The sequence below is a fragment of the Tepidiphilus succinatimandens genome, from assembly GCF_006503695.1.
GTDB classification, from domain to species: domain Bacteria; phylum Pseudomonadota; class Gammaproteobacteria; order Burkholderiales; family Rhodocyclaceae; genus Tepidiphilus; species Tepidiphilus succinatimandens.
In genome coordinates this window covers 163,759-177,012 of the sequence record NZ_SBIK01000001.1, presented here as the reverse complement: position 1 = coordinate 177,012, position 13,254 = coordinate 163,759, and the positions used below count along the sequence as shown (strand labels likewise).

Annotated in this window: 14 protein-coding genes; 11 read left to right on the top strand and 3 right to left on the bottom strand. The window is 66.9% G+C overall.

The window, feature by feature from the left end; all coding sequences use genetic code 11:
- Positions 1-10: 10 nt before the first annotated feature.
- Entirely contained in the window at positions 11-1,153 is a 1,143-nt protein-coding gene (locus EPD82_RS00855; protein WP_055422566.1) for a S1C family serine protease, read from the bottom strand.
- Positions 1,154-1,177: 24 nt separating this feature from the next.
- Here EPD82_RS00855 and EPD82_RS00850 point away from each other — a divergent pair, with 24 nt between their 5' ends.
- The 8 genes from EPD82_RS00850 (at position 1,178) to trpE (ending at position 8,760) form a co-directional block, all read left to right on the top strand.
- Entirely contained in the window at positions 1,178-1,924 is a 747-nt protein-coding gene (locus EPD82_RS00850) for a Nif3-like dinuclear metal center hexameric protein (protein ID WP_055422567.1), read from the top strand.
- Between the two features lie 204 nt (positions 1,925-2,128).
- Positions 2,129-3,298 carry an ADP-forming succinate--CoA ligase subunit beta gene (gene sucC, locus EPD82_RS00845; RefSeq protein ID WP_055422568.1) on the top strand — a complete coding sequence of 390 codons (1,170 nt, stop codon included), beginning with the start codon at positions 2,129-2,131 and terminating at the stop codon, positions 3,296-3,298.
- Between the two features lie 26 nt (positions 3,299-3,324).
- Complete coding sequence (gene sucD, locus EPD82_RS00840; RefSeq protein WP_055422569.1) at positions 3,325-4,218, top strand: succinate--CoA ligase subunit alpha; 894 nt, start codon at positions 3,325-3,327, stop codon at positions 4,216-4,218.
- A 28-nt stretch (positions 4,219-4,246) separates the two neighbouring features.
- Complete coding sequence (locus EPD82_RS00835) at positions 4,247-5,200, top strand: ornithine cyclodeaminase family protein (protein WP_055422570.1); 954 nt, start codon at positions 4,247-4,249, stop codon at positions 5,198-5,200.
- 9 nt (positions 5,201-5,209) lie between these two features.
- Positions 5,210-5,869, top strand: coding sequence for an FHA domain-containing protein (locus EPD82_RS00830; RefSeq protein ID WP_055422571.1), 660 nt, complete (start codon positions 5,210-5,212; stop codon positions 5,867-5,869).
- Positions 5,866-6,582 (top strand): ribulose-phosphate 3-epimerase, encoded by a 717-nt coding sequence (gene rpe, locus EPD82_RS00825; RefSeq protein ID WP_055422572.1) that lies wholly within the window; start codon positions 5,866-5,868, stop codon positions 6,580-6,582. Before EPD82_RS00830 ends, rpe begins: the two co-directional genes overlap by 4 nt.
- On the top strand, positions 6,579-7,250 hold the full coding sequence (gene gph / locus EPD82_RS00820; protein WP_055422573.1) for a phosphoglycolate phosphatase: 672 nt from the start codon (positions 6,579-6,581) through the stop codon (positions 7,248-7,250). The genes rpe and gph overlap by 4 nt, the downstream gene beginning before the upstream one ends.
- Positions 7,251-7,269: 19 nt before the next feature.
- Positions 7,270-8,760 (top strand): anthranilate synthase component I, encoded by a 1,491-nt coding sequence (gene trpE / locus EPD82_RS00815; RefSeq protein WP_055422574.1) that lies wholly within the window; start codon positions 7,270-7,272, stop codon positions 8,758-8,760.
- 48 nt (positions 8,761-8,808) lie between these two features.
- On the opposite strand, the gene EPD82_RS00810 is transcribed toward trpE, so the two are convergent.
- Both EPD82_RS00810 and pmbA read right to left on the bottom strand, forming a co-directional pair.
- A complete protein-coding gene (locus EPD82_RS00810) occupies positions 8,809-9,891 on the bottom strand; it encodes a TRAP transporter substrate-binding protein (RefSeq protein WP_141054332.1) in 1,083 nt (360 codons plus the stop codon).
- Positions 9,892-9,986: 95 nt separating this feature from the next.
- Positions 9,987-11,333, bottom strand: a complete 1,347-nt coding sequence (gene pmbA / locus EPD82_RS00805; protein ID WP_141054329.1) for a metalloprotease PmbA — start codon at positions 11,331-11,333, stop codon at positions 9,987-9,989.
- A gap of 71 nt (positions 11,334-11,404) precedes the next feature.
- Between pmbA and yjgA the strand changes: the two genes are divergently transcribed.
- The 3 genes from yjgA to EPD82_RS12120 form a co-directional block, all read left to right on the top strand.
- On the top strand, positions 11,405-11,968 hold the full coding sequence (gene yjgA, locus EPD82_RS00800; protein ID WP_072247874.1) for a ribosome biogenesis factor YjgA: 564 nt from the start codon (positions 11,405-11,407) through the stop codon (positions 11,966-11,968).
- Complete coding sequence (mog, locus tag EPD82_RS00795) at positions 11,965-12,555, top strand: molybdopterin adenylyltransferase (RefSeq protein ID WP_055422578.1); 591 nt, start codon at positions 11,965-11,967, stop codon at positions 12,553-12,555. The genes yjgA and mog overlap by 4 nt, the downstream gene beginning before the upstream one ends.
- A 17-nt stretch (positions 12,556-12,572) precedes the next feature.
- Positions 12,573-13,254, top strand: a 682-nt coding sequence (locus EPD82_RS12120; RefSeq protein WP_240803290.1) for a 3-deoxy-7-phosphoheptulonate synthase, incomplete at its 3' end; no start/stop codon positions are given.

Sequence of the window (13,254 nt, the reverse complement as noted above, 5' to 3'; positions counted from 1 at the left end):
GGAAGAAAGGTCACGAGCCCGGTCGCGGCCGCTCACCGGCGACGAGCTTCACCTCGAGCGTGCGCCGTTCGCGTTCCAGAAGCAGTGTGACCTCCTTGCCCGGCGGGATCGCCGCCACCGTGTCGAGCACTTCGCGCACGGTGCGCGTCGGTTTGCCGTCGATGGCGAGGATGACATCGCCGGGCCTGAGGCCAGCGGCGGCAGCCGGCGAGTCGGGCAGCACCGCCGCCACCAGCGCCCCTTCGCGCGCCATCACGCCCATGGCCTCGGCAAGGGCTGCTTCCAGCGGCTGCAACTGCACTCCGACCCAGCCGCGACGCACATAACCGCGCGAGCGCAGCTCCTCGACCACCGGCTGCGCGATCTGCACCGGAATGGCGAACCCGATGCCGAGCGACCCACCGGTGCGCGAGAAGATGGCGGTGTTGATGCCCACCAGCCGCCCCTGGGTGTCGATGAGAGCGCCGCCCGAATTGCCGGGATTGATCGCCGCGTCGGTCTGGATGAAATTCTCGAACGTGGAAAGGCCCAGGTCGTTGCGCCCCAGCGCCGAGATGATTCCCATCGTCACCGTCTGCCCCACGCCGAAGGGATGCCCCACCGCGAGCACCACGTCGCCCACGGCAAAGCTGTCGGCGGGTGCGAAGGGTAGGGCGGCGAAGGGGCCGGGGGCTTCGAGCCGCAGGATCGCGAGGTCGCTCTCCTGATCGCGTCCCGCCACGCGCGCCGGGATGCTGCGCCCGTCGCCAAAACGCGCAAGAAAGCGCTCGTTCCCTTCCACGACGTGGGCGTTGGTGACCAGCACGCCATCCTCGGCGATGAGGACGGCCGAGCCCATGGCTTCGGGCAGGCGGGGCGAGTCTTCGTCGGGCAGGGGAATGTCGGGGTGACCCTCGGGCAGCTGCAGCCGCCGCGGGGCTTTCTCTGCCTCCGCCCGATCCGCCTCCATCGGCTGCAGCGAGACGACGGCGGCGGCCCCTCGGGCGGCGGCGAGGCGGTAGTCCTTGGCCGCCGCGGCGGCGGGCGCGTTGCGTTCGACGGTGAGCGGGGCGCCCGCGCCGAACCACCAGTGCGGCTTCAGATGCGCCACGACGAAGCCGGCGAGGGCGACGACGGTGACGGTTTGCGCGAAAATCTGCCACAGTTTCTTCATCGATTCCCCAAAGGAGCGGCGAACATGCGATTGTCGGATCTGGTGGTGGCCCTGGACGGCCTCTTGCAGCCTGCATCGTTTCGCGATTATTGCCCAAACGGGCTGCAAGTGGAAGGACGGCCGGACGTGAGGCGCGTGCTCTGCGGCGTGACGGCCAACGTCGCGCTCATCGAACGCGCGATCGCTGGCGGCTACGACGCGATCCTGGTGCATCACGGCTTTTTCTGGCGCGGCGAGGATCCTACCCTCACCGCCTGGCGGCTCCGGCGCCTGCGGCCGCTCCTCGTGCACGAAGTGAGCCTCATCGCCTATCACCTGCCGCTCGACGCGCATCCGGAAGTGGGCAACAACGCCGCCTGGGCGCGGGCGATGGGCTGGCGCCCCGAGGGCCGCTGCGGCGGGGAGGATCTCGTCTGGCTCGGCTGGCCCGAAGAGCCGCTCACGCTCTCCGCCCTGGCCGAACGGCTGAACGCCATGCTGGGCCATGAGCCGCTGGTGCTGGGCGAGCCGCAACGGCGCATCGAGCGGCTCGCCTGGTGTAGCGGCGCGGCGCAGGGCGAGTTCGCCGCCGCGATCGCCGAGGGCGTCGACGTCTATATTACCGGCGAAGTCTCCGAGCCCTGCGTGCATCTGGCGCGTGATGCGGGCGTGGCCTTCATCGCCGCAGGGCACCACGCCACCGAGCGCTTCGGCGTGCAGGCACTGGGGTGTTGGCTGGCGCAGGAATTTGGGCTCGTGGTCGACTATCATGAAGTGCCGAGCCCCGTCTGAAAGCGCACCGAGCGCTGGCCGCAAACGAAGAAATCGTGCACCGCCGCACGAAGGCGGGGACGATTGTCGTTATAATTATCCGTGCCAAACCAAGGGACGGGGCCGAAACGTTCGGCCCCGGGAGAACGCCGCGCCGTCGCGATCCGCTGCGGTGCGACCGATCAACCTCGTGCCCGATCGGGCATGGAAAAACGAAGGGTGAACATGAAAATCCATGAATACCAAGCCAAGGAAGTCCTGAGAAAGTTCGGCATCCGCACGCCCAAGGGCGGGCCGGCGTTTTCGGTGGAGGAAGCGCTGGAAGTGGCCAAGTCGCTCGGCGGCCCCGTGTGGGTGGTGAAGGCGCAGATCCACGCCGGCGGGCGCGGCAAGGGCGGCGGCGTCAAGCTCGCCCGCTCGCTCGACGAGGTGCGCCAGCACGCTTCGGCCATCCTCGGCATGCGCCTGGTGACGCACCAGACCGGCCCCGAAGGCCAGATCGTCAAGCGCCTGCTCATCGAAGAGGGCGCCGACATCAAACACGAATACTACGTCTCGATCCTCACCGACCGGGCCACGCAGAAAGTCGCGGTGCTTGCCTCCAGCGAGGGCGGCATGGAGATCGAGGAAGTCGCGGCGAAGACTCCCGAGAAGATCCTCAAGGCCTTCATCGATCCCATCGTCGGTTTCCCCGACGAAGAGGCCGAGCGGCTCGCACGCGGCATCGGCATTCCCGAGGCGTCCGTGCCGGCGGCCGTCGACACCCTGAAAAAACTCTATACCTGCTACATGGAGACGGATGCTTCGCTCGCCGAGATCAACCCGCTCATCCTCGAAGGCGACGGCGGCATCAAGGCGCTGGATGCGAAGTTCAATTTCGACGACAACGCGCTCTTCCGCCATCCCGAGATCGTGGCCTACCGCGACCTCGACGAAGAGGATCCGGACGAGGTGGAAGCCTCCAAGTACGGGCTCTCCTACATCGCGCTCGACGGCAACATCGGCTGCCTGGTCAATGGCGCGGGGCTGGCCATGGCCACCATGGACACGATCAAGCTCTTCGGCGGCGAGCCGGCCAACTTCCTCGACGTCGGCGGCGGCGCCACCACCGAAAAGGTCACCGCGGCCTTCAAGATCATGCTGCGCAATCCCAAGGTGAAGGGCATCCTGGTCAACATCTTCGGCGGCATCATGCGCTGCGACACCATCGCCAACGGCGTGGTGGCCGCCGCGCGCGAAGTGCAGTTGAACGTGCCGCTCGTGGTGCGCATGAAGGGTACGAACGAGGACATCGGCAAGAAAATCCTCGCCGAATCCGGCCTGCCCATCATCTCCGCCGAAACGATGGCCGACGCGGCGCAGAAGATCGTCGCCGCCGTCTCCGCCGCTCATTGACCGAACCGCCGCCAAGGAATCCACCCATGTCGATCCTGATCAACAAAGACACGAAAGTCATCACGCAGGGCATCACCGGCAAGACCGGTCAGTTCCATACCGAGAAGTGCCTCGAGTACGCCAACGGCCGCAACTGCTTCGTGGCCGGCGTCAACCCCAAGAAAGCCGGCGAGAAGATCTTCGACATCCCCATCTTTGCCACGGTGAAAGAAGCGAAAGAGGCCACCGGCGCCACCGTTTCGGTCATCTACGTGCCGCCGGCCGGCGCGGCCGATGCCATCTGGGAGGCGGTCGAGGCCGACCTCGACCTCGTCATCTGCATCACCGAGGGCATCCCGGTGCGTGACATGCTCATCGTGCGCAACAAGATGAAGCACAAGGTCGCCGCCGGCGGCAAGGAGACGCTGCTGCTGGGCCCCAACTGCCCCGGCGTCATCACGCCCGACGAACTCAAGATCGGCATCATGCCCGGTCACATCCACAAGAAAGGCCGCATCGGAGTGGTGTCACGCTCCGGCACGCTCACCTACGAAGCGGTGGCGCAGCTCACCGAGCTCGGCCTGGGGCAGTCGACCGCGGTGGGCATCGGCGGCGACCCGATCAACGGACTCAAGCACCTCGACGTGATGAAGATGTTCAACGACGATCCCGACACCGACGCCGTCATCATGATCGGCGAGATCGGCGGCACCGATGAAGTCGACGCCGCCATGTGGTGCAAGGAGCACTTCAAAAAACCGGTGGTCGGCTTCATCGCCGGGGTCACGGCGCCCCCGGGCAAGCGCATGGGGCACGCCGGCGCCATCATCTCCACGGGCGCCGAAACGGCCCAGGCCAAGCTCGAGATCATGGAAGCGTGCGGCTTCAAGGTCACGCGCAACCCGTCCGAGATGGGCAAGCTGATGAAGAGCCTGCTCTGATCCCATCCCTGGCGCCGAGGAGGCGAGCGTGGCCATTTATCTGCAGGAAGAAGAAGTCGCCGGGCTGCTCGACATGCCCTCCGTGATGGCCGCCGTCGAGGCGGTGATGGCGGCGCACGCCAGGGGCGAAGTCGTGGATTACCCCCGACAGCGCGTGCGCCTGCCCACCTCGATGACGCACATGCTGCAAGGCGCGGTGCCGGACAAGCGGCTCACCGGCTTCAAGGTCTATACCTCCTCGGGCGGCCGCGCCCGCTTCTGGGTGCACGTCTTCGACAGCGACACGGGCGAGCCCGTGGCCGTGCTGGAAGCCGACACGCTGGGCATGATGCGAACCGGCGCGGCTGGCGGCGTGGCGGCGAAATACCTCGCTCGGCCCGATGCGAAGATCGCCGCCATCGTCGGCGCCGGCTGGCAGGCCCAGGGGCAGGCGCTGGCGCTTGCCGAAGCACTGCCGATCGAGACCTTCCGTGTCGCCGCGCGTACCCCCGAGCACGTGCGCGCCTTCTGCGAGACCATGGTGCAACGTACCGGGCGGAAGTTCGTGCCGGCCGAGTCCATCGAGGCGGCGGTGCGTGGCGCCGACGTCGTCGTCACCGTCACCACCTCGCCCAAGCCGGTGCTCGAGGCCGACTGGCTCGAAGAGGGGGTGCATGTCACCGCCGCCGGCTCGAACAGCCTCGCGCGCCAAGAGCTACCGGAGAAGGCCGTGCTGCGCGCCGACCTCATCTGCGTCGACAGCCGCGAGGTGGCCTTGCGCGAGGCGGGTGACCTGCTGCCGGCGCTGGAGAAAGGCCGCACCCGCCCGGGGCTGTGGGCAGAACTGGGCGAGGTGATCGCCGGCATGCGCCCCGGACGCAGGGACGGGCGCCAGATCACCCTCTTCGAATCGCAGGGCATGGCGGTGCAGGATCTCGCCGTGGCGGCCCTGGTGCTCGAACGCGCGCGCGAGCGCGGGCTGGGTCGTCCCTTGCCCTACTGAGGACATGCCATGGGGGTTGCGACTGATTCCGATCCCGCCCCTGCCGCAGGGGCGGGGCACTTGCGGGTCATCCATCACGGCAGCGAGCTCGTGCGCGTCGATCTTCCCGCCCGCGAGTTCTTCATCGGCCGCAAACCGGGCAACGATCTGCGCATCGATAGCCTGGCGGTGAGCGGGCAGCATGCCCGCCTGCAGCCCTCGAGGGGCGAGCTCCTTCTCGAGGATTTGGGCAGCCGCAACGGCACCTGGGTCGAGGGCAAGAAGATCCAGCAATACCGCCTCAAGCCGGGCGAAGCGTTTCGCATCGCCCGTTACCATTTCCTCTACGGTGCTTCCCGCCTCGAGCGCACCCCTCCTTGGCCCGCCGCCACCCAAGACGCGCTGCTGCGCCGCGGGCTCGTTCCCCAACTGCGGATGGGCATGAACAACGGTCAGACCCGCACGATTCCCCTGGTGCGCGAGGTGACCCGCCTGGGGAAGGCCGGACACACCGTCATCGCCCTCATCGATCAGGGCTGGCGGGTGTTACTGCGCCACGAAAGCGGAGCGCCACCCAAGATCAACGGCGTCTTCCCCAACGCGCCCTTCGTGCCGCTGCACGACCGGGATCGCGTGGTGATCGACACCGTGGAATTCATCTTCCTCTACGCGCCACCCCCCGCCTCATGAATGCCTCGACTTTCTTGATCGCTCCCAGTCTCTTGTCGGCCGATTTTGCCCGTCTCGGTGAAGAAGTGCGCGACGTGATCGCCGCCGGGGCGGACTGGATCCACTTCGACGTGATGGACAACCACTACGTCCCCAATCTCACGATGGGGCCAATGGTGTGCCGTGCGATCAAGCCCTACGCCACCGTGCCGATCGACGTGCATCTGATGGTGAAACCGGTCGATGCGCTGGTGCCGCAGTTCGCCGAGGCGGGGGCCGATCTCATCTCCTTTCACCCCGAAGCGTCCGAGCACGTCGACCGCACGCTCGAGCTCATCCGCTCCTGCGGCTGCCGCGCGGGGCTCGTGCTCAATCCGGCCACCCCGCTCGTCTGGCTCGAACACGTACTCGATCGGCTCGATTTCGTGCTGCTCATGAGCGTCAACCCCGGTTTCGGCGGCCAGCGCTTCATTCCGCATGCCTTGAAAAAAATCGCCGCCGCGCGTACCATGCTGGATCGTTATGCCGATGAGAGTGGCCGCCGTCTGCTTCTGGAAGTCGACGGCGGCGTGAACCTCGACAACCTCGCCGAGGTGGCGGAAGCGGGGGCGGACGTCTTCGTCGCCGGTTCGGCGGTGTTCGGCGCCGCCCGCTCAGAGGATCCCCACCGCTACGATTCGATCATCGCTGGGATGAAGGCCCGGCTGCAAACCGTGGAAAGGAAGAAAAGATGAGTGCCAAGCCGATCGCGGCGGAAGCCTTGCTGTTCGATCTGGACGGAACCCTGGTCGACACCTTGCCCGACCTCGCCGAGGCTGCGGCGCGCACCTTGAGCGACCTCGGCCTGCCGGTTTCCTCGCCGCAGGCGATCCGCGGCTGGGTGGGCGATGGCATCGCCGAGCTGGTGCGCCGCTTCATGGCCGCCAACGGCCGTACCGACCCGGCGGAGGTGGCCGAAGCCACGAACCGCTTCAAGGCGCACTACGCCGTGGTCAATGGCACGGCCAGCCGCCCCTACGAGGGTGTGCCGGAGACGCTCGCCGAACTTTCCTGCCGCGGCCTGGTGATGGGCTGCGTCACCAACAAGGACTGGGAATTCACCCTGCCGCTGCTCGAAGCGCTCGATCTGGCGCCGTTTTTCGACGTCGTCGTCGCCGGCGACACCCTGCCGGTGAAGAAACCCGATCCGGCCATGGTGCTGCACGCCTGTGAACACCTCAACCGTCCGGCCGAGCGGGCGCTGCTCGTGGGCGATTCGGCCATCGACGCCCAGGCAGGACAGGGGGCAGGGGTGGCGGTGGCACTCGTCACCTATGGCTACGGCGATCCCGACGCTTTGCGTCGTCTGCCGGTCGCCGTCTTTCTCGATCGCTTCCCGGAGCTGCTAAACTACTTGGCTTGAGTCCTTCCAGGGCGAAGCCATGCAGGAATCCGAATTCGACGCCCTCGCGGCGCAGGGCTACAACCGCATCCCGGTCACGCTCACCACCTTTTGCGACCTCGACACGCCGCTCTCCTTGTATCTCAAGCTCGCCGATGGACCCTGGAGCTACCTGCTCGAATCGGTACAGGGTGGCGAGCGTTTTGGGCGCTATTCCATGATTGGGCTCTCCAGCCCGGTGCGCCTCGAAGTCTACGGCCGCAGCGCCTTGCTGCTGCACGGCAACCGGCTCGTGGAGCGGCGCGACTACGGCGATCCGCTCACCTTCATCGGCGAGTATCTCGATCGCATCAAGGTGCCGCCGCGTGCCGGGCTGCCGCGCTTCCTCGGCGGGCTCGTGGGCTACTTCGGCTACGACACGGTGCGCTACATCGAGCCGCGCCTTGCCGGCATCGAGAAACCCGATCCGATCGGCACGCCCGACATCCTTTTGCTCGTCTCCGAAGAGCTCGCCATCGTCGACAACCTCACCGGCAAGCTCACGCTGGTGGTCTACGCCGAGCCCGAGGTGCCCGGAGCCTATCGCCGTGCCAAGAAACGCCTGCAGGAACTGCTCGAGCGGCTGCGCACGCCGGTGCGTATCCCCGTCTCGCGCCCCTTTCCCCCCAGCGAGCCGGCGTCGGCCTTCGGCGAGGAAGCTTTCAAAGCGGCCGTGGAGCGGATCAAGCGCTACATCGTCGAGGGCGACGTCATGCAGGTGGTGCTGTCGCAGCGCATGAGCAAGCCCTTTCGCGCCGATCCGCTCACGCTCTACCGCGCCATCCGTTCGCTCAATCCTTCGCCCTATCTCTTCTACTTCGACTTCGAGGAGTTTCACGTGGTGGGCGCCTCGCCCGAGATCCTCGTGCGCCTCGAAGACGAAGGCACGGCGCGCAAGGTGATCGTGCGTCCCATCGCCGGCACCCGCCCGCGCGGCGCCACCCCGGCCGAAGATCAGGCGCTGGAGCGGGAGCTGCTTGCCGACGAGAAGGAGCGCGCCGAGCACGTGCAGCTGCTCGATCTGGGGCGCAACGACGTGGGGCGCGTGGCCAAGACCGGTTCGGTGAAAGTGACCGAGTCCTTCGCCATCGAGCGCTATTCGCACGTGATGCACATCGTCTCGCAGGTCGAGGGCGAGCTCGGTGAGCGCGAGACGCCCTTGTCGGTGCTGCGCGCCGCCTTCCCCGCCGGAACGGTGAGCGGCGCACCCAAGGTGCGGGCGATGGAGATCATCGATGAGCTCGAACCGGTGAAGCGCGGCATCTACGCCGGGGCGGTGGGCTACATCGGCTTTCACGGGGAAATGGATCTGGCGATCGCCATCCGCACCGCCGTCATCAAGGACGGGACCATCCACGTGCAGGCGGGCGCGGGCATCGTCGCCGATTCCAACCCGGAGGCCGAATGGCAGGAGACGCGCAACAAGGCGCGCGCCATGCTCAAGGCCGCCGAGATGGCCGAAGCGGGGTTGGACGAGCCGCCGGCGCAATGAGGAACGGCCCCGCGGGGCCGTTCTTTGCCACCCAAAAACCTGGCCGGCTCAGAGCTTGATGCTCGTCATGTACTGGTCGTAGCTCATCTCCGAGAGGCGGAACCAGGAGTACTCGTCGCGCAGGAATTTCTCGTAGTGCGCGTAGATCTTCTTCCAGTCGGGGTTGGTGTCGTTGAGCTCGGCGAAGAGCTCGTTGCGGGCCTTGAACGAGGCGTCCATCATGTCTTTGGGGAAGCGGTTGATCTTCGCTCCTTCCGCGACCAGCTTGCGGATGGTGTCGGGATTGCGTGCGTCGTACTTTGCCGTCATGCGGGTGTGGGCGTCGCTCGCGGCGATGCGGATCAGTTCCTGGTAGCGCTTGGGCAGCCCTTCGTAGGCTTTCTTGTTGACGTAGAGCGACAGCTGGGCGCCGCCTTCCCACCATGCGGGGTAGTAGCCGTAGGGTGCCACCTTGTGGAAACCGAGCTTGTAGTCGTCATAGACGGTGGTCCATTCCACCGCATCGATCGTGCCTTTTTCCAGCGCCTGGTAGAGCTCGCCCCCGGGGATCGCCTGCGGCACGGCGCCCAGTTTGGTGAGCACGCGGCCGGCGAGGTTGCTGATGCGGATTTTCAGCCCTTTCAGATCCTCGACCGACTTGATCTCCTTGCGGTACCAGCCGCCCCACTGGGCGCCGGTGTTGCCCAGGGGGAAGTTGACGATGTCGTAGCGGGCGAAGAGCTCGCGCATCAGCTGCAGACCGCCGGCGTCGTACATCCAGGCGTTGATCATGCGTGCGTTGAGGCCGAAGGGGACGGCGCAGTCGAAGGCAAGCGCGTCGTTCTTGCCGACGTAGTAGTACGAGGCGGTGTGGGCCATCTCGACGGTACCTTGCTGCACCGCGTCGAAGACGCCGAAGGCCGGCACCAGCTCGCCGGCGGCGAAGACGTCGATCTGGAACTTGCCTTCGGAGAGTTCGCTGATGGTTTTGCTCATCTCCTCGGCCGCGCCGAAGATGGTGTCGAGCGACTTGGGAAAGCTCGAGGCGAGGCGCCAGCGGATGTTCTGCTGCGCCATGACGATGGCTGGAGCGGTGCCGCTGGCGAGAATGCCGGCGATGCCGGCTCCCTGGAGGAACTTGCGTCGTTGCATGGTGGGTCTCCCTTTGTGTGGTTGAAGGCTGGATGGCGCGCCGAAACGCCGTTGCGATGGTAGCGTAAAAACCAGAGCTCGCGTGTGCCCTGGCTTCAGTCGCCGGCCACCTGCATCGCTTCGATCAGGGTGGAGCCGAGGCGGTAGCGGTGGCAGGGACGGGCGTCGTCGGCCACGCCGCCGATGGCGGCGAACATCTGCAGCAAATTGCCGGCGATGGTGATCTCGCTCACCGGGTGGACGATTTCACCACCCTCCACCCAGAAGCCGGCCGCGCCGCGGGAATAATCGCCGGTGACGGGATTGACGCCATGCCCCATCAGTTCGGTGACGAGCAGACCCCGCCCCATCTCGCGCAGCAGCGCTTCGCGACTTTCGTGCGTCGGCGGCACGAACAGGTTGTGCGCTCCGCCGGCGTTGCCGGTGCTCGGCAGGCCCAGTTTGCGCCCGGAGTAGGTGGAGAGGAACCAGCCCTGCAGCACGCCTTCGGCCACCACGGTGCGTTTGGCCGTGGCCACGCCCTCGTCGTCGAAAGGGGCCGAACCGGGGGCCTTGGCGATGAAAGGATCCTCGAGCACGGTGACGAGGGGGGAGAAGATGCGTTCGCCGAGTTTACCGAGCAGGAAGGAGGACTTGCGGTAGAGGGCGCCGCCGCTCGCGGCATGGACGAAGTGGGACAGCAGGCTGCCCGAGACGGTGTGGTCGAACACGACGGGGTAGGTACCGGTGGGGAGGCGCCGGGCGCCGAGCCGGGCGATCGCCCGCCGTCCGGCACTGCGTCCGATCGTCTCGGCCGGTTCGAGATCGAGCGGATCGCGCCGCCAATCCCACCAATGGTCGCGCTCCATGCCCGCTTCGTCCTGGGCGATCACGCTGCAGGAGAGGCTATGCGCCGTGGTCGGGTAGCCGGCGAGGAAACCGAGCGAATTGGCGAGCACGAACTGGTGCGCCTGGGTCGAGACCGTCGCCCCTTCGGAATTGGCGATGCGGGCATCCACCGCGAGGGCGGCCGCCTCGCAGGCGCGGGCGAGTTCGATCGCCGCTTCCGCTTCCAGCGCCCAGGGGTGGAAAAGCGAGAGGTCGGGAACGCGCTGCGGGTCGGCCAGGCGCTGCGCCTCGGGCAAGCCGGCCGCATCGTCTTCGGCGGTGAGCCGGGCGATGGCCACGGCAGCGGCGACGGTGCGTTCGATCGCCTCCGGGTTCAGGTCGCTCGAGCTTGCATGCCCTTGGCGCTGGCCGACATAGACCGTGACGCTCAAACCCTTGTCGTGATGGTGTTCGAGCGTCTCGAGCGCGCCGCGGCGCACCGTCACCGACAGGCCCCGGTCTTCGGAGACGCTGACTTCGGCCGCATCGGCGCCGAGCGTGCGCGCCTGGGCGAGCGCCGCCTCGGCGATGCGTGCGAGTTCATCGCGGGGATAGGCAAATTCGACCGCTGGCATTCCGGGCTCTCCTGAGGGACTGGCTTATAATTCTATCCTTCCCTGACCGTAATCCCGAGCAATCCTTGCCGATGACCTCCTCCCTGCCGCCGTCCCGCCCCGAAGCTCCGCCCTCGAAGACGAGGCGAAAGAAAGCGATGCTCGCCTTGCAGGATTTGGGCGAGCGGCTCACGGCGCTGTCGCGCGAGCGTCTGGCGCGGCTCGATCTGCCCGAAACTCTGCTTGGGGCCATCCTGGAAGCCAAGCGTCTGGAAGGCAAGCATGAGGCGCGGCGGCGGCAGATGCAGTACGTCGGCCGCCTCATGCGCGACGTCGATGCGGCGGGAATCGCACAGCGGCTTGCCGGGCTGGAGGGCGATTCGCCGCAGGCCAAAGCGCGCCGGGCGCAGCTGGAACGGCTGCGCGAGCGTTTCCTCGAAGACGAACGCGTGCTGGGCGAGATCCTTGCCTGGGCGCCGCAGGCCGACGTGCAGCACCTGCGTGCGCTGCGGCGCAAGGTGCTGGAAGAACGGCAGAAGGGGGAGCCGACGGGTGAGTCCTATCGTGCGCTCTATCGCGAGCTGAAGGTGCTCTTCGAGGCGCGCGAGGCAGAGGGAAGGTTGGATTCGGCCGCAGAAGAAGGGGGAGAGGAATGAAGGCGGAAGCGGTGATCGGACTCGTGTCGGTGAGCGATCGGGCAAGCCAGGGCGTCTATGAGGATCGTGGCCTGCCGGCGCTGGAGGCATGGCTTTCCCGGGCGCTCGTTTCGCCCTGGCGCGCGGAGAAGCGCCTGATTCCCGACGAGCGGCCCGTGATCGAGCGCACCTTGATCGAACTGGCCGACGAGCTCGGCTGCTGCCTCGTCTTCACCACCGGCGGGACGGGTCCGGCCCCGCGCGACGTCACGCCCGAGGCGACGCTCGCCGTGGGTGAGAAGGAGCTGCCCGGCTTTGGCGAAGAGATGCGGCGCATCGGCCTGCGTTTCGTCCCCACCGCCATCCTGTCGCGCCAGGTGGCGGTGATCCGCGGTCGCACCCTGATCGTGAACCTTCCGGGGCAGCCGAAGTCCATTCAGGAAACCCTGGAGGGGCTGCGCGATGCCGACGGCAAGGTGATCCACGCCGGCATCTTCGCGGCGATTCCCTACGCGATCGATCTCATCGGCGGGCCCTATCTGGAAACGGATCCCGCGGTCGTCGCAGCGTTTCGCCCCAAGAGCGCCGTCAAACCCTCTCAGGGATGAGCCAACGAGGAAAGCCTATGAACACCGTCAAAGCCCATACCCGTTTGCACGTCGACGACGTGCGCATCAAGGAGATCAAGGAGCTCGTGCCACCAGCGCACGTGTTGCGCGAGTTTCCCGCCACGCCGGCCTCGGCCGAGACCACCTTCCTCGCGCGCCAGGCGATCCATCGCATCCTCTACGGCGCCGACGACCGGCTGCTCGCGATCGTCGGGCCGTGCTCCATCCACGATCCGGAAGCGGCGCTGGAGTACGCCCGCCGGCTCAAGGAACAGGCTGACCGGCTGCGCGGCGAGCTGCTGGTGGTGATGCGGGTCTACTTCGAGAAACCGCGCACGACGGTGGGCTGGAAAGGACTCATCAACGATCCCTACCTGGACGACTCCTACCGCATCAACGACGGCATTCGCCTCGCCCGTCGATTGTTGTGGGAGATCACCGAGATGGGGCTGCCGGCCGCCACCGAGTTCCTCGACATGATCACGCCGCAGTACATCGCCGACCTCATCGCCTGGGGCGCGATCGGGGCGCGTACCACCGAGAGCCAGGTGCACCGCGAGCTCGCTTCGGGTCTCTCCTGCCCGGTCGGGTTCAAGAACGGCACCGACGGCAACGTGCGCATCGCCATCGACGCCATCAAGGCGGCCCAGGCGCCGCACCATTTCCTGTCGGTGACCAAGGCCGGGCACTCGGCCATCG

Excerpts from the sequence above, each read along its gene's own strand:
- EPD82_RS00810 (WP_141054332.1), bottom strand. The coding sequence starts at position 9,891 with ATGCAACGACGCAAGTTCCTCCAGGGAGCCGGCATCGCCGGCATTCTC.
- mog (WP_055422578.1), top strand. The coding sequence starts at position 11,965 with ATGAAGGCGGAAGCGGTGATCGGACTCGTGTCGGTGAGCGATCGGGCA.
- EPD82_RS00855 (WP_055422566.1), bottom strand. The coding sequence starts at position 1,153 with ATGAAGAAACTGTGGCAGATTTTCGCGCAAACCGTCACCGTCGTCGCC.
- sucD (WP_055422569.1), top strand. The coding sequence starts at position 3,325 with ATGTCGATCCTGATCAACAAAGACACGAAAGTCATCACGCAGGGCATC.
- EPD82_RS00850 (WP_055422567.1), top strand. The coding sequence starts at position 1,178 with ATGCGATTGTCGGATCTGGTGGTGGCCCTGGACGGCCTCTTGCAGCCT.
- gph (WP_055422573.1), top strand. The coding sequence starts at position 6,579 with ATGAGTGCCAAGCCGATCGCGGCGGAAGCCTTGCTGTTCGATCTGGAC.
- rpe (WP_055422572.1), top strand. The coding sequence starts at position 5,866 with ATGAATGCCTCGACTTTCTTGATCGCTCCCAGTCTCTTGTCGGCCGAT.
- trpE (WP_055422574.1), top strand. The coding sequence starts at position 7,270 with ATGCAGGAATCCGAATTCGACGCCCTCGCGGCGCAGGGCTACAACCGC.
- yjgA (WP_072247874.1), top strand. The coding sequence starts at position 11,405 with ATGACCTCCTCCCTGCCGCCGTCCCGCCCCGAAGCTCCGCCCTCGAAG.
- EPD82_RS00830 (WP_055422571.1), top strand. The coding sequence starts at position 5,210 with ATGGGGGTTGCGACTGATTCCGATCCCGCCCCTGCCGCAGGGGCGGGG.
- pmbA (WP_141054329.1), bottom strand. The coding sequence starts at position 11,333 with ATGCCAGCGGTCGAATTTGCCTATCCCCGCGATGAACTCGCACGCATC.
- sucC (WP_055422568.1), top strand. The coding sequence starts at position 2,129 with ATGAAAATCCATGAATACCAAGCCAAGGAAGTCCTGAGAAAGTTCGGC.